The organism is Microbulbifer guangxiensis, from assembly GCF_021729075.1.
Classification (GTDB): Bacteria; Pseudomonadota; Gammaproteobacteria; order Pseudomonadales; family Cellvibrionaceae; genus Microbulbifer; species Microbulbifer guangxiensis.
Genome location: NZ_JAJSAQ010000002.1, coordinates 481821 through 497218 on the forward strand (window position 1 = coordinate 481821; position 15398 = coordinate 497218).

Here is a 15398-nt window from a genome sequence, read left to right on the forward strand (position 1 = left end):
TTTCGCGTGAGCGGCCCAGGGCCGCGGCCGGGCCATTGATCTGGGGGCCGGTCGCGGCCCTGGGCCGCTTACGCTATGAATATCCACAACGTGGGAACGGAGTATTGTATGCCTTTAACAGCTGACCGCAAAAAAGCACTGCGCACCGTCGGTCACGGCCTCAAGCCGGTGGTCACCGTCGCCGGCAAGGGGCTCAGTGAAGGGGTGCTCGAGGAGCTGAACCGCGCCCTCGAAGATCACGAACTGATCAAGGTCAAGTTGATGGTGGCTGACCGGGAGCTTCGCCACCAGATCATCGGGGAATTGTGCGAGAAAAGTGGCGCCGAACTGGTCCAGGAGATCGGCAAGATCGCCCTGATCTATCGCGCGGCAGAGAAGCCCAACGCCCGCCTGTCCAACCTGCTGCGCTGACGGCAAGGCTCAGCTGTCGCTGCCAGCCTCCGTAGACCTTGCTTCACGCACACAACGTGCCCGCGTCAGGGGCCAGAACGGCCCCTCTGGCAGGCGCTTGAGCCAGCACCCCTGATCCCCAACCAGCAACTGGAAACGCACCGGCACCGCCAGGCTCCGTCCGGCCAATGGGCGCTGCTGCAGATCCCGCGGCACATTCTGCTCCACCACCAGGATGCTGGTGTCGGTAAGCACTTCCTCACCTAACGTGACCGGAACACCGCCCAGCGCCTCACTCACCACCTGAGTCAGCTCAGTACGAACCGCCCCCGTGACCTCCTCCAGCACCGCCGGCTCCAATGGCCCCGGCAGCGCTTGAGCGCTACAACCTGCCAGCAGGAGCACAGACAGGTAGCGGACTTTTCCCAACAGCTGGCGGCCCGGCGCAATCATCAGCGCCAGCCCTCATATTCCAGTATCCGGTTCTCCTGCCAGGCGGGCTTGAGCACGCGTGCATCCCGTTCCTGCCCACCCGCGCGCAACCCGCCGGCATCGCTGCGGTAACTGCTGGCACTGGCCAGAGTCCCCCCACAACTGCCGGTATTGATGAAATTCAGTGCCGCCGACAGCCGCCACTCGGCCGGATCACCGAGATCGCGACTGAAGTCGTCGGCCACCCCACAGCCGACCACGCCCGTAGGACCAGTGCCGCCCGGCGTAAAACCGGCGGGATAGTCACCGAAGCCCTTGTCATTCAGGCCCTGGAACTGGATGGAGAAATACGTAGTGCCGCAGTTATCGGTGGGATAGAAACCGTAGGGTTTGCCGCAGGTGGTACCGCCCACCTGTACCACTTCCAGGTCGACCCCCCGCAGGCTGTTGATGATCGACTCACTGGCGGAGCAGGTGCTGGCTCCGGTCAGCACGAATACCCGCGGCAGGTTGAGTGCCGGCAGGGGCTGTTCACTGGGCAGGTCGCTGAAACCGAGGGTGGTATCGAAAAAAGGCATCGGCTGCAGCGGCTGGCCGGTGACCGGATTGGTTTCCGGGTACTTGTCATTGAACACCAGGGTTTCGAAGATCCGGCCCGCGGTGGGCACATCCCCGGCGATCATGTAGGCCAACTGGCTGGCGATGGCGAGCAGGCCGCCACCGTTGTAGCGCAGGTCCAGCACCAGCTCATCGATCCCCTCGGCAGCGAGCGTCTCCACCGCACTCTTCAGCTCGCTTTCCGCCGTGGCAATATGGTCGGTAAACAGCAGGTAACCCACCCGGCGGCCCATAGCCGCATCGATTACCCGCACATACTGGACGGGATCCGTGGCCAGGGCGCGGGCGGTATAGGTGACAGTCTCGCGGGAACCATTGGCATATTCGAAGGTGAAGGTGTGTTGTTCACCCACACTGTCCGGGAAAAACGCAGCGTTCAGTGTATCGACGCTGGCCTGATCGTTGGCCCAGATCACGTCGACACCATCCACCGATACCACGCGGGTGCCACGTGCCGGCAGGCCGACACTGTTCTCCCGATCCCAGTAAGCCACCGCCACATCACGGGGCGGGCGCCCATCGATGATAGCCCACTGCAGGCCATAGCCTACTGCGACCCCGGACTGGGTCTGGGACAGCCACTGGTCCGTGGGCAGGGAAAAATGGAAATTGTCTTTGGGTGCGCCGGTCTCGGTCAGCTCCTCAGTCACCAGCAGGTCGAAATATTCCAGCACCCCGTATCCGGCCGGATCCCGGTCCTCCACCTCGTCGTACCAGAGGTAGAGCTCATTGGTCCACGAGCGCAGCCAGTTTTTCTCATCCAGCGCAGTTCCGAGCACGTCATCATAGGGAAGCCCTGTGCGCGGGTTGGTACCACTGCGGGGCGCTTCACAGCTGGCGGCAAAGGTTTCCGAGGACAGGAACACGCCTTCTTGCCAGCCAGTGGAACCGCCACCGACAGGATCTGTGGCAGGCTGATTCCTGGCCGAGGAGCCCCCGCCTCCCCCACCACAAGCGCCGAGCAGGAGGGAAAGTGTAAGAACACAAAACGGACGGGAAACCGGAAGTAAACCCCTCATAGACAGGCCCTGATTTTTATTGCTTTGGGATTGCAGGAGGAGAGAGTAACAAAGGCGTCGCCGCTGCGCACCGGCGACGCCAGGGGTGAACCTGAAGATGAGAATCAGGTCCGGGTCAGGCCACGGCCTCCCGTGGGGAGCGGGTCTTGGCGCTGTCACCGAGCTTTGCCAGCACACTCTGCAGGCTCTCTTTGGCATCGCCAAACAGCATGCGGGCATTCTCCTTGTAGAACAGCGGATTGGCCACACCAGCGTAACCCGAGGCCATGGAGCGCTTCAGTATCACCACCTTGTCCGCCTTCCAAACTTCGAGCACCGGCATGCCGGCAATGGGAGACCCGGGCTTCTCCACCGCGTCAGGGTTGACCGTATCGTTGGCGCCGATCACCAGCACCATATCGGTTTCCGGGAAATCGCCATTGATTTCCTCCATCTCGAGCACAATGTCGTAGGGCACGTTGGCCTCGGCCAGCAGCACATTCATATGGCCGGGCAGGCGCCCCGCCACCGGGTGAATACCGAAGCGCACCGTCTTGCCCATTTTGCGCAGGCGGTCGGTGAGGTCACTGACCGCCTGCTGGGCGTGAGCCACCGCCATACCGAAACCCGGCACGATGATAATGCTTTTGGCCTGTTCCAGGTCTGCTGCGAGTTCGTCGAAGTTTGTTGCCAGTGCCTCGCCCTCCATCTCGCCCTCAGCCACCTCACCGCCATCAGAACCGAAACCGCCTAGAATCACACTGATGAAAGAACGGTTCATGCCCCGACACATGATGTAACTGAGGATCGCACCGGAGGAGCCCACCAGCGCACCGACGACGATGAGCAGGTCGTTGCTCAGCATGAAGCCCGTCGCTGCTGCCGCCCAGCCTGAGTAGCTGTTGAGCATGGAGATCACCACCGGCATATCCGCCCCGCCAATGGCAGCGATCAGGTGGATACCCAGCAACAGTGCAATCGAGGTCATCACCAGCAGGTTGATGACGGTACCCGCACTCAGGTCGGCGGGGATAAACAGGGCACCGAGCACGATACATCCAATCACCGCCGCCAGGTTGAGCCAGTGGCGGGCGGGCAGCATCAGCGGTTTACCCGAAATCAGCCCCTGCAACTTGCCGAAGGCCACCAGCGAACCGGTGAGGGTAATGGCACCAATAAAGATTCCCAGGTAGATCTCCGTGTTGTGCACAATGTGCTCAGCCCCGGTCAGCGACAGGCGCGGATCCAGGAAACCGCCCCAGCCGATCAGCACTGCAGCGAGGCCGACAAAACTGTGCAACAGGGCCACCATCTGCGGCATCTGCGTCATGGCTACCCGCCGCGCCAGCGCCAGGCCGATGACCGCGCCTGTCACCATCGCAATCCCGACCATCCAGTAGGCGCCGGCAGCGATGCCGGCAATGGTGGCAGTAATGGCAACCGCCATCCCCACCATGCCGTAGACATTGCCGCGCCGGGCCGTCTCATGGCTGGACAGACCACCGAGGCTCAGGATGAACATCACCGCCGAGAACAGGTAGGCCATTGCAATCATTCCGTTCATCACTTCTCTCCTGTTACCGGCGGAACATTTTCAGCATGCGGTAGGTCACGAAGAACCCACCGAAGATATTGATACTGGCGACCAGCACCGCGACGAATGCCAGCACCGTGACCAGTGCCGAGCCGGTGGAACCGACCTGCAGAAGTGCCCCGACGATGACGATGCCCGAAATCGCGTTGGTCACACTCATCAGTGGGGTATGCAGGGCATGAGTGACATTCCAGATCACCTGCCAGCCGACAAAGATGGCCAGTACGAAAACGGTAAAGTGGGCGACAAAATCCGGCGGCGCCACCCGGCCCAGCCACAACGTCAGGCCGCCAGCAATCAGCCAGAAGGCAACGATGGAGAGTGCCGATTTTTTCTTTGGTGGAGCCTCTTCCTTGACCTGCGGCTGCTCTGCTTTGGAAGCAGGCGGTTTCGGCTGGGCAGAAATTTTCGGCGCGGGGGGAGGCCAGGTGATCTCACCATTGCGCACCACGGTTGCCCCGCGGACCGCCTCATCGTCAAAGTCGATGGCAATGTTGCCGTCCTTCTCCGGGGTCAGGTCCGTCAGCAAATGCGTCAGGTTGGTGGCATACAGGCTCGACGACTGGGTGGCAGCACGGCTCGGCAGGTTGGTGTAACCGATAACGGTTACCCCGCTCTCGATCACCTTTTCATCAGCCACGGTATAGTCACAGTTGCCCCCCATCTCCGCCGCCAGGTCGACGACCACCGAGCCCTCTTTCATGCTGTCGACCATATCCGCCAGCCACAGCTTGGGCGCGGGCTTGCCGGGAATCAGCGCCGTAGTAATGACGATATCCACCTCTTTGGCCTGCTCGCGGAACAGGGCCATTTCAGCCTCGATAAACTCCTTGGACATCTCCTTGGCGTAACCACCGCTGCCCGAGCCTTCCTCCTCCATTTCCACCGTGAGGAATTCCGCTCCCATGGATTCGACCTGCTCACGCACTTCCGCCCGGGTATCAAAGGCGCGAACAATAGCCCCCATGCTTTTGGCGGTGCCGATGGCGGACAGGCCGGCGACGCCGGCGCCGATCACGAGCACCTTGGCCGGCGGAATCTTGCCGGCAGCAGTAATCTGGCCGGTAAAAAAACGACCGAAGTTATGGGCCGCCTCGATGACCGCGCGATAGCCGGCGATATTGGCCATGGAGCTGAGCGCATCCATCTTCTGTGCACGGGAGATACGGGGAATCGACTCGACTGCCAGCGCATTGATTTTCTTTTCGGCCAGTTTTTTCAACAGCGTTTCGTTCTGTGCGGGCTTGAGGAAGGCAATCAGGGTCGCGCCTTGCGGAATCAGATCGAGTTCCTCATCGGTGGGAGACTGGACTTTCAGCACCACCCCGGCGTCTTTCAGACATTGCGCCGCATCCTTGCAGATTTCGGCACCGCTATTGATATAGGCATCATCGGTAAAACTGGCCCCCTCGCCGGCACCTTTCTGCACCCGCACAGAAAAACCCAGATCCCGCAAACGACGGACGCTATCCGGCGTGGCGGCCACCCGGTTTTCCCCGACAGCCGTTTCTTTTGGAATGGCTATGATCACCGCAACACTCCTTCCTGACTCGCTATTGTTATGCTGCACCCTGCACTGAATACAGCTGGGGCTCCCTGCGGTAAGCAAAATCAGTGCGCCTACGCACGTGGATCGACTTGAGTCTATCCGCAGCGCTTATTGATTAAAAGTAAATAACCGCATAGCTGGCATAAAGAAACCTTATGAAGAATTTTGCGCCATAAAACCCGCAAAGTCGGAAAGCCGCGACGCATGGCAAAGTCCTTAGCCTCAATTCCCCAAAATGATCACGGTTGATAATCTCCCTGCCTGCACAAGCAACTGCCTTCCCTGCCCGCCCTTCCTCATTGCAGTCCACTCCCGATGTGATAGCTTTTCCCTCCACAGCTAAATTCGCCATCATCACCGAGGACTTATTATTGAACCCGATTATCTCGGTCTCCAATCTCTCCAAAACCTACAGCGGCGGATTCACTGCACTGCGGGAAGTCAATCTCGACATCCATCAGGGAGAAATCTTTGCCCTGCTCGGCCCCAACGGCGCGGGCAAGACCACATTGATCAGCATTGTCTGCGGCATCGTCAATGCCACCGCGGGCACAGTCAAAGCAGACGGTCACGATGTGGTGCAGGACTATCGCGCCGCGCGGGAAAAGATCGGACTGGTACCACAGGAGCTCTGCACAGACTCCTTCGAAAGTGTCCTGGCCACGGTCAAATTCAGTCGAGGATTGTTTGGCAAGGCCCCGGACCCCGCATATATCGAGCGGCTCCTGCGCCAGCTGTCCCTCTGGGAAAAAAGAGACAGTCGCATCATGACACTGTCCGGCGGCATGAAACGCCGACTGATGATTGCCAAGGCACTGTCTCACGAGCCGAAAATCCTGTTCCTGGACGAACCCACTGCAGGCGTCGACGTGGAGCTGCGCAAGGATATGTGGTCTATGGTCAGGCAGTTACGGGAGTCAGGGGTCACCGTCATTCTTACCACCCATTACATCGAAGAAGCCGAAGAGATGGCCGACCGGGTAGGCGTGATCAACCATGGCCGCATCATCCTGGTGGAGGAAAAGAACACCCTGATCAAGAAGATGGGCAGCAAGGAGCTGCTGTTGCAGCTATCGGAACCAATCAAAGAGATACCCGGGCCTCTCGCCGACCTGCCCCTTGAACTGACTGGTGACGGATATCAGCTGCTCTATCGGTTTGACATACAGGAGGGTGACACCGGCATCACCAACCTGTTGCGAAGACTCGACCAGGCGGCAATCGACTTCCGCGATCTGCAGACCCGAGAGAGCTCCCTGGAGGACATCTTCGTCGGGCTGGTACGCGGCGCCCGGCAAGGAATCGATGGCGACACTGGTGATGGAGAAAGGCGATGAACTGGTATGGCATCCGCGCCATCTACAAATTCGAGATGGCCCGCACCTGGCGCACCCTGATGCAGAGCATCGCCTCACCGGTGCTTTCCACATCACTGTATTTTGTCGTCTTTGGGGCTGCCATCGGCTCCCGGATGGGAGAGATCGAGGGGGTTTCCTACGGCGCTTTCATCATACCCGGCCTGATCATGTTGTCGCTTCTCAGCGAGAGCATTTCCAACGCCTCTTTCGGGATTTTCTTCCCGAAATTTTCCGGCACCATTTATGAAGTGTTGTCGGCACCGGTATCGGCCTTCGAGATTGTGACGGGATATGTGGGTGCAGCAGCTACCAAGTCACTGGTTCTCGGATTACTGATCCTGCTGACCGCACGCTTTTTTGTCGACTACCAGATACTGCATCCGTTCTGGATGCTGGGCTTCCTGGTGTTGACTGCGGTGACCTTCAGCATGTTCGGCTTCATCATCGGTATCTGGGCCGATGATTTCCAGAAACTGCAGGTCATCCCCCTGATGGTGGTCACCCCACTCACCTTCCTCGGCGGAGCCTTCTATTCCATCAATATGCTGCCGGAATTCTGGCAGAAGGTGACCCTGTTCAACCCGGTGGTATACCTGATCAGTGGCTTCCGCTGGTCTTTCTTTGGTATTGCCGACGTCAATGTCGGCGTCAGCCTGGCGATGATTTTCCTGTTCTTGCTGCTGTGCCTGGCGGGAATCTGGTGGATATTCCGCACCGGCTACCGCATCAAGACCTGAGATCCGAGAGCTACCCGGGAGGCTTACGCCTCCACAGAGTGACGATAAAACCATCAAATATTCTAATCAGGCCCAGTGGCGACAGAGCACCAGGACCGACATTTCGAAAATGCATGAATACATCCATGCAGCTCCGTCGGGCACGTCCTGTACCCGACGGTTTCGAAATCTCAACCCTGGCGCTATGTCTTACATTCGGCCTGTGAAGCTTTGTCAGCAGCCTGCGGGGAGCTAACTCCGCCTACTTCATTTACTGTCCCGCCGTCAGCGAGTCATACACGATCCCGGTCCACAGGTCCGGCTTCATGAAACCCTGACCATAGTTGTCATCGTACTCCCGGGTCGGCCTGGCAGCGATGGCCTGCTCTTTGCTCAAACCCTCATCGATCAGTAGCTGAATCTTATCCCGCAGGTGCACCAGCAGGTCCCGCTGCTCCTGCAGTTCTGCCTTGTTGCTCAGTGGCCCGTGGCCGGGAATGATCGCAGTCTTGTCATCGGCCAGTTCCAGTACGCGGTCCATGACCGCCACCAGCCCGTCGACACTGCCACCGGAGGACAGATCGATGAAGGGGTAGCTACCGTTGAAGAAGGTATCTCCCATGTGAATCACGTTGGCGTCTTTGAAGAGCACAATCGAGTCACCATCGGTGTGGGCTGGACCGGTGTACTGAACGCGCACGGTGTCGCCATTCCAGTGGAAAGTGGTGGCATCGGTAAAGGTGATCACTGGCAGTGCAGCCTCCGGCGAAGGGGGTACGGTACGGCCGAAGATCTCCATGAACTGTTCGCTGCTCATCCGCTCCCGCACATTTTCATGGGCGACCACCAACGCACCGGCCCTGCCGAAGTTTTCGTTACCACCGGTGTGATCCCCATGCCAGTGGGTGTTGATGACGAACCGCAGCGGACGATCAGTGACTTCGGTTACTGCTGCGCGGATCTTTTCCGTCAGCGGTGCATACTGGTCGTCCACCATGAAGACGCCGTCTTCACCGCTGAAGAGCGCAATGTTGCCGCCGGCACCCTGCAACATGAACAGGTTGTCACGTACGGCTTGGGTCTTGATCTCTACTTTGGCAAACCGATCCTCGGCCACAGCAGGCAGGGCCAGCAGGCAGCATAGCCAGGCGACTGATCGAAAAGGCTTTTTCATCGTTCACTCCTGTCGATGGTTCTGGTTGTTATCAGGTGCTCGTATCGGTGGACGCACTGTCGGCTGGCAACGCGCGATCACGGACTGATTTCAGCCGGTCGGTGCGATTGGTCACGATGCCATCCACACCAAGACGCAGGTAGTATTCCATGTCCTCAGTAGCGTCCACGGTCCAGACCGACACATGCAGGCCTATACGATGGGCGGCCCGGATCAGACGAGTGGAAAAGACCGGAATACCGTAATAGCGGGTGGGGAGTTGCATGGTCTGGTAGGCGGGCCGCAACCAGCGTTCCAGCCGGAGTAGCTGCGCCAGGAAGAACAGCAGCGCCTCCGGCAGTGTGGCCCCTGTCGCCACGTCCGGGCAGAGCCTGCGGAATTCCCGGATCACCCCCAGGTGGAAAGACGATACCACCAGGCTCGACACCTTGCCGACCCGGCGCACACTTTGCGCCAGGGCGACCGCGGCTGCCGGGTCCCGGTCCTTGAGTTCCAGGATCATGGGCATGTCCGGGAAGGCTGCGAAGACTTCATCGATGGTGGCAACAGGGACCGTCGTGTCGCGATACGGAAAGGTGCTGCCGTCATGTGTCCAGCGGCTGGCCATATTCAGCGACCGCAAAGATTCCAGGGTGTGCTGCCGGATCAGGCCACTGCCGTCACTGACACGATCCAGCAGCGGATCGTGATTCAGCACCAAATGGCCGTCTGCGGTCAGGTTGAGGTCGATCTCCAGTGCATCTGCACCCAGCGCGGTCATCTCCCGGAGGTAGAGCATTGTGTTACCGGGATAGAGACCCTGCCCGCGCTCATCGCCATGGGCAATGACCAGCGGCGGCGCCGGCAGCCTCAGCGCCGAGGATGGCGCCGGCCGGGCCACCGCGAAACGCCACAGTGCGAGCACCAGTACCAGGAAGAATGCCCACCAGATCATGATTTGCCGACCACCATCGCGGGCACACCCGAACGGCTGTGGCTCAACGCCCCGACTCCGCTCCCCCGGCCGCACTCTCAGCCACCTGCCGACGCCGGAAAATCACTTTGTGCTCCATCCACAGCGGCAGGAAAATCACGATGTCGTACAGGTGCACGAGCACAGCACCGCTACGCAAAACCACCGCGCCCATTACCCGCAAGGTTAGGGACACAACGCGCAGCAGCAGGACACCACAGAGGCCGAGCACTGCGCGCAGCGCGTTGAGGAAACTCTCCAGTGGAACAGCGCTGAATACCAGCGCCATCGGCAACACCAGCGCCAGACCCGCGCGTATAGTGACGGCGACCCAGCTCGCCACTGCCGTACCTTCGGGAATGGCCGGGCCCGCAGACAGCCCGGAACCACTGGCCGCCAGGATTGCCCCGAGAATACCGAGGGTGCACAACAAGCCAAACAGCAGCCAGAACAACCGCGCCCGCAGGTTGTCTGCCAGCGCACCGATGGCGGGAAACATCCTGGTGATGCGCACTGCCTCAAGGATAAAGACACCCAGGGCCAGCTGCAGTGCGACCAGTACCACTGCAGCGGATGACGCCAGCGGGAAGCCCGTCGGTTCGGCGCCGAGCAGCGCCTGCAGCGGTGTCGACAGGAGATGGGTATTCAACATCGCCGCGCCGGCGGCGATCCCCAGCATCAGTGAAGACACCAGGAACTGCCCCAGGGCGGAAAAGGCCAGCCGGCGGCTCTCCTGCTCGCCGCCGCGGAGCAACTCCTCATAGCGCTGCATATGGCCGTCCACCGCCTGCGCCCGCTGGATAACCGATTCCACATTGCGATTGACCCGGCCGAGGGCGGTGAGAATGCTGCGCCAGCCGGGCATCATGCGCTTGAGCAACTGGTGGCGCTCCCGGGCCGACTCACGGTAGGCCTCCAGCGCCTTGGACTCCGCCTTGCGCATGGAGCTGTGGATGATCTCCAGCACATCGCGCACCACCGGGTCCTCCTTGGCGGGGATTTCCGCGACGGCGCGAATGGCCTTGGGCCAGTTGGTGGGTTCCGGCGGCACCTCGGCGCTGCGGACATAATCCTCGTCGACGGCAGTGAGCTGCTCACACAGTTTCCGGTGCAATGCCGGGTAGCGGGAAAGCTCGCGCTTGACGGTAGACTCGACCCGGGTGAACTCACGGTCAATCTGCCACTCCAGGGCCTCCCGGGCACGGGCGAGCAGGACCTCGCGGTTGCGCCGCTGCAGGCGCTGCTCCGCCGCAGACACCGAACTGGCCGCCAGGCGCAGGACCTGGTGAACCACCCGCGACAACGCCAGCAGCCCCTGATGCACCGGTCCGCGGGCGGCGAAAAGGGCGAGCAGCGCGAGAAGAAACCACAGCCAGAGCGGCAGGCTTTCGAAAAGTCCGTTCACCGGCATGCCTCCTGATCGATTGAAAGACTCCCATCCTAACAGCACTGGCGGTGACATTCGCCCCCGTTACCCGCGACACCGCGGCCATTCAGCATATTGGCGGCTCTCAGTTTCGGGGCCCTTGCGGTGCCAGACAGCGATTCCGGCATGCTGACGCCCAAAGGGAAAGCTGGAGCTACGACGAGCCACCAGACGAACCACTACAGGGACGGCCGGTCTGCTCGGGTCCCGGGGGGTACACCGGGAGTCAGCCGGGAGGGCCCCTGAAAGCAAACGCGGGCTAGTCGAGACGTTTACTGAACCGCAGGATTGCCAGAGTCATCATCACCCCGATAAACACGATCAGGGCCAGAACATCGGGCCACAGCTCCGTCAGTTCCGCTCCCCGCAACATCACACCCCGTATCAGGCGGACAAAATGTGTGAGCGGCAATAGCTCCGCAATCCACTGCGCCGGTTCCGGCATACCCTCGAACGGGAACACGAAGCCGGACAGGAGGATTGAGGGAACAAAGACAAAGAATGTCATCTGCATGGCCTGGAACTGTGATTTCGCCCGGGTAGAGATCAGCAACCCGAGGGTCAGGTTGGCCAGGATGAGCAGAATCGCAGCCAGGTACACATCCAGCAGGCTGCCCCGGATCGGCACGCCGAAGAGCCACATGCCACACAGCAACACCAGACTGGTCTGGATCAGGCCAATAAAGCCATAGGGCAACACTTTCCCGGTCATCAGCTCAGCACCACTGACCGGTGTCGCAATAAGTAATTCCATATTCCCGCGCTCGTGCTCCCGCACGATGGCAATGGCGGTGAACATGACCATGGTCATGGTGAGGATGATGCCAATCAGCCCCGGTACAATATTGATCGCCGACACCCGCTGCGGATTGTAAAAGCTGACCACGGAAAAAGGGCTCTCGGGCAGCGGAACAGAATTCAACTGCCGCTCCCGGTCAACCCGCACAACCGGCATCTGGGCGAGCTGTCTGGCCGCACTCTGCACCACCGTATCACTACCATCTACCAGCACCTGTACCGCGGATTCCCCTGTCGCCAGGCGTCGCTCAAAGTCCTGCGGAATGACCACGCCAACCTGGATTTCCCCGCGACGCAACAAGTCCATTACCTGCTCTGGGGTTCGCGCATCACTGACCGGGTGGATGATATCCGTCGCCAGCATGTCCATCAGCAGCTGTCGCGAGCCGCTGGTGCCGGCCTGGTCGACAATTGCGGCTGGGAGATGGCGCAGGTTCATGTTGATGGCGTAGCCAAACAGCACCAGCTGCAGAATGGGAATCACCACTATCATTGCCAGCGTGACCCGGTCGCGGCGCACCTGGCGCAGCTCCTTGATCAGGACTGCCCACATGCGATGCCAGTTCACGACACGGCCTCGGGCTTTTGCGCCGGCTTGCTGGTCACCGCAACAAAGACATCCTCGAGGCTTGGCGCCGTCGGCTCTATTTGCGCTTCCAGCCCCGCCCCCTCGAGCGACTGTTGCCACTGCTGCAGATCCACACCTGAATCGTCACAGAGCACCCGCAGGTTCATGCCAATTTGCGCGGCACTGATGACCCCCGCGATCTGTAAAAGCTTTTGACGTACTCGGCGGGGTTCTTGCGCGTGCACCTCAAAGGTACGCCCCTCCAGACCACCGGTAAGTTCTGCCGGGCTGCCGTCGGCCACCAGGCGGCCGTGATCGAGCACAGCCAGACGGTGGCACCGCTCCGCCTCGTCCATGTAGTGCGAGGAAACCAGGATGGTCGTGCCCTCATCCGCCAGTTCGAACAACTTTTCCCAGAAATCCCGCCTCGATTCCGGATCCACCGCACTGGTAGGCTCATCGAGAAAAAGCAGCTCAGGCTGGTGAAGCACACTACCGGCGAGCGCCAACCGCTGACGCTGGCCACCACTCAAAGTACCGGCCAGCTGTCGCTGCCGCTCCTCAAGCTGATACTCCTGGAGTAACTGCTCCACCCGTTTACGGCTATTGCGACTTTCAAGCCCATGGATGGCCGCGAGAAATTCGAGGTTTTCCCGCACAGTGAGGTCGCTGAACAGGGAAAATTGCTGGGTCATATAACCGATATGGTAACGGAGCTGCTCCGCCTGCTCGGGAATGCGCAGTCCGAGCACCTCGATGTCCCCGGCAGTGGGGGTCAGCAGTCCACATAACATACGGATTGCCGTGGATTTGCCGGAGCCATTCGGACCGAGAAAGCCATAGACCTGTCGCCGCTTCACGGTAAGGTCGAGGCTGTCGACAGCACGAAGGCTGCCAAAACACTTGGTGAGCCCGCTGGCCTGGATCGCTACCTCATCACCGGGCATCGTCGCCCCCGGCTGTGGGCGCTGTGGACGGGACGACATTAGCGCTGGCGTCGGGGAACCTCGCCTGCAGTGGCAGTCCCGAGGGCAGGTCTACAGCAGCCTTATCCAGCTGGATTTCGGCCAGGAAGCTGAGCCGGGAGACGTCCTCGCCAGTCAATGCGTAGTAGGGCGTGAAGCTCGGTTCACTGCGAATCATTCTTACCCGCCCCGGGTAATCTCTATCATCCCCCTCGATTGTGACGGATGCGGCATCGCCAACCTGTATGCCAGCTCGCATGGGCTGTGGAATATAGACCCGGGCGTAGGGAGCTTCGCCGACCAGCATAGTGATCAAGGGCCCGCCAATCGGTGCCTCATCACCGAGCTTGAACGGGATGCTGTCGACAAGCCCGGGCCGTGGTGCATGCAACACCAGTTTATCCAGTAACGCTTGCTGGACTTGTTGTTCCGACCTGGCCCTTTCCAGCGCCGCCTGAGCCTGGTCGATGCGTTCCGAACGGGTGCCTCGCTCGAGCTCGAGGAGCAAAGCCTCTGCGGCAGCTACCTGGGCGCGGGCACTTTCGGCGGCGGCCCTGGCACTGTCTAGATCATCTCTGGAAACGAAGTGCTGCCTGGCCAACTCGGCAAGGCGCCGATAACGGGCTTCCGCATCCCTGAGCTGGCTGCGGACCCGCTGCAAGTCCGCCCTGGCCCGATCAATTTCCTCCGAGCGAGGCCCCTCACGCAATTCGAGCAACAGCGCTTGCTGCCGCTCCGCTTCTGCGCCCGCGGCGTCCCTACGCGCCCTGACCGAACTGTCATCGAGCACCATCAATATCTGGCCAGCGCTGACACGATCCCCTTCCCGGACTTTGATCTCGACAATTTTCTCTGCCACCGGGGCCGGTAGCGCTATCCGATCCCACTCGAGCGTTCCCAGTACGCGCGGCGGCTCTGGTTCACAGCCGGACAGGAACACCACGGTGATGACTGTCAGCGCAAGCTGCACAGGAGCGGGTAGCCTGGAGATCAGGGCCTTGACAGGCAGCGCACGCATCAAGGGCTGGCACCCTGAACAAGGAAAGGATGAGGGAGAAATCGACTGGTCGCTGCTATCCCCGCAGCATCGCTGTCACCGCCCCGTTCAGGCGGATTGAGACCGGCACATTCCCTGGCCATTGACGGGCTCGACTTTTGGGATGAATGCTCCAAATTAATGAAGATAACGGCCGGGTTCAAGTTTTGGCGTGGCGAGTATCCCCGGGCCCGAGGCAGAAATAAAAAAGGTGGCCCAATGGCCACCTTCTTATTTCCAGGAACCTGCCCGCTCAGAGGTGCTCCACGGAATCAATTTCATACTCCACCGCACCGGAAGGCGTATGCACTTCCACAACATCGCCCACTTCCTTGCCGATCAGTGCCCGGGCAATGGGTGAATTCACCGAAATCTTTTTCTGTTTCACGTCGGATTCATCGTCACCAACGATCTTGTAGGTGACTTCCTCATCCGTTTCCATATGAATGATGGTGACGGTGGTACCGAAGATCACCTTGTCACTGGGCTCGATGGCCTTTACATCGATGACCTGAGCGTGCGACAGCTTGGCCTCGATCTCCTGAATGCGGCCCTCGATAAAGCCCTGCTTTTCACGGGCGGCATGGTACTCGGCGTTCTCCTTCAGGTCCCCGTGCTCACGGGCCTCAGCGATCGCCTGCACGACAGCGGGGCGTTCGACTTTCTTCAGTTTTTCCAGTTCGGCGCGCAGTGCCTCGGCGCCTTCAACAGTCATTGGTACCCGGTTCAAGGTGGGCCTCCAGTTTTTATAACGACAGAACCAGAACCCCCGAAAGTTCGGGGGTCCGGCTGCGATTGTTGTGTTCAGAGTTGCCGACCGTGCC

14 protein-coding genes are annotated in these 15398 nt (G+C 60.3%); 3 read left to right on the forward strand and 11 right to left on the reverse strand.

The window, feature by feature from the left end:
- Positions 1-108 precede the first annotated feature (108 nt).
- A complete protein-coding gene (locus LVD12_RS06255; RefSeq protein ID WP_237066531.1) occupies positions 109-411 on the forward strand; it encodes a YhbY family RNA-binding protein in 303 nt (100 codons plus the stop codon).
- A gap of 9 nt (positions 412-420) precedes the next feature.
- Here LVD12_RS06255 and LVD12_RS06260 read toward each other — a convergent pair whose 3' ends face one another.
- The 4 genes from LVD12_RS06260 to LVD12_RS06275 form a co-directional block, all read right to left on the reverse strand.
- Positions 421-843 (reverse strand): hypothetical protein, encoded by a 423-nt coding sequence (locus tag LVD12_RS06260; protein ID WP_237066533.1) that lies wholly within the window; start codon positions 841-843, stop codon positions 421-423.
- Positions 843-2306 carry a S41 family peptidase gene (locus tag LVD12_RS06265; RefSeq protein ID WP_237066535.1) on the reverse strand — a complete coding sequence of 488 codons (1464 nt, stop codon included), beginning with the start codon at positions 2304-2306 and terminating at the stop codon, positions 843-845. Before LVD12_RS06265 ends, LVD12_RS06260 begins: the two co-directional genes overlap by 1 nt.
- A gap of 268 nt (positions 2307-2574) precedes the next feature.
- The gene (gene pntB, locus LVD12_RS06270; RefSeq protein ID WP_237066537.1) at positions 2575-4002 is read right to left on the reverse strand and encodes a Re/Si-specific NAD(P)(+) transhydrogenase subunit beta; all 1428 of its coding nucleotides are present in this window, start codon (positions 4000-4002) and stop codon (positions 2575-2577) included.
- A gap of 13 nt (positions 4003-4015) precedes the next feature.
- Positions 4016-5563 carry a Re/Si-specific NAD(P)(+) transhydrogenase subunit alpha gene (locus tag LVD12_RS06275; protein ID WP_439651329.1) on the reverse strand — a complete coding sequence of 516 codons (1548 nt, stop codon included), beginning with the start codon at positions 5561-5563 and terminating at the stop codon, positions 4016-4018.
- 389 nt (positions 5564-5952) lie between these two features.
- On the opposite strand from LVD12_RS06275, the gene LVD12_RS06280 reads away from it, so the two are divergent.
- Both LVD12_RS06280 and LVD12_RS06285 read left to right on the forward strand, forming a co-directional pair.
- The gene (locus tag LVD12_RS06280) at positions 5953-6918 is read left to right on the forward strand and encodes an ABC transporter ATP-binding protein (protein ID WP_237066539.1); all 966 of its coding nucleotides are present in this window, start codon (positions 5953-5955) and stop codon (positions 6916-6918) included.
- Positions 6915-7676 carry an ABC transporter permease gene (locus LVD12_RS06285; protein WP_237066540.1) on the forward strand — a complete coding sequence of 254 codons (762 nt, stop codon included), beginning with the start codon at positions 6915-6917 and terminating at the stop codon, positions 7674-7676. Before LVD12_RS06280 ends, LVD12_RS06285 begins: the two co-directional genes overlap by 4 nt.
- Before the next feature lie 250 nt (positions 7677-7926).
- On the opposite strand, the gene LVD12_RS06290 is transcribed toward LVD12_RS06285, so the two are convergent.
- From LVD12_RS06290 to greA, 7 genes are all read right to left on the reverse strand, one after another.
- A complete protein-coding gene (locus LVD12_RS06290; RefSeq protein ID WP_237066542.1) occupies positions 7927-8829 on the reverse strand; it encodes an MBL fold metallo-hydrolase in 903 nt (300 codons plus the stop codon).
- 31 nt (positions 8830-8860) lie between these two features.
- Complete coding sequence (locus LVD12_RS06295) at positions 8861-9763, reverse strand: glycerophosphodiester phosphodiesterase family protein (RefSeq protein ID WP_237066545.1); 903 nt, start codon at positions 9761-9763, stop codon at positions 8861-8863.
- Between the two features lie 43 nt (positions 9764-9806).
- Positions 9807-11186 (reverse strand): hypothetical protein, encoded by a 1380-nt coding sequence (locus tag LVD12_RS06300; RefSeq protein ID WP_237066547.1) that lies wholly within the window; start codon positions 11184-11186, stop codon positions 9807-9809.
- Positions 11187-11466: 280 nt separating this feature from the next.
- Positions 11467-12573, reverse strand: coding sequence for an ABC transporter permease (locus tag LVD12_RS06305; RefSeq protein WP_237066549.1), 1107 nt, complete (start codon positions 12571-12573; stop codon positions 11467-11469).
- A complete protein-coding gene (locus LVD12_RS06310; RefSeq protein WP_237066551.1) occupies positions 12570-13520 on the reverse strand; it encodes an ABC transporter ATP-binding protein in 951 nt (316 codons plus the stop codon). Before LVD12_RS06310 ends, LVD12_RS06305 begins: the two co-directional genes overlap by 4 nt.
- A complete protein-coding gene (locus tag LVD12_RS06315; RefSeq protein ID WP_237066553.1) occupies positions 13510-14556 on the reverse strand; it encodes an HlyD family secretion protein in 1047 nt (348 codons plus the stop codon). The genes LVD12_RS06310 and LVD12_RS06315 overlap by 11 nt, the downstream gene beginning before the upstream one ends.
- A gap of 271 nt (positions 14557-14827) precedes the next feature.
- Entirely contained in the window at positions 14828-15304 is a 477-nt protein-coding gene (greA, locus tag LVD12_RS06320; protein ID WP_237066555.1) for a transcription elongation factor GreA, read from the reverse strand.
- Between the last annotated feature and the right edge of the window lie 94 nt (positions 15305-15398).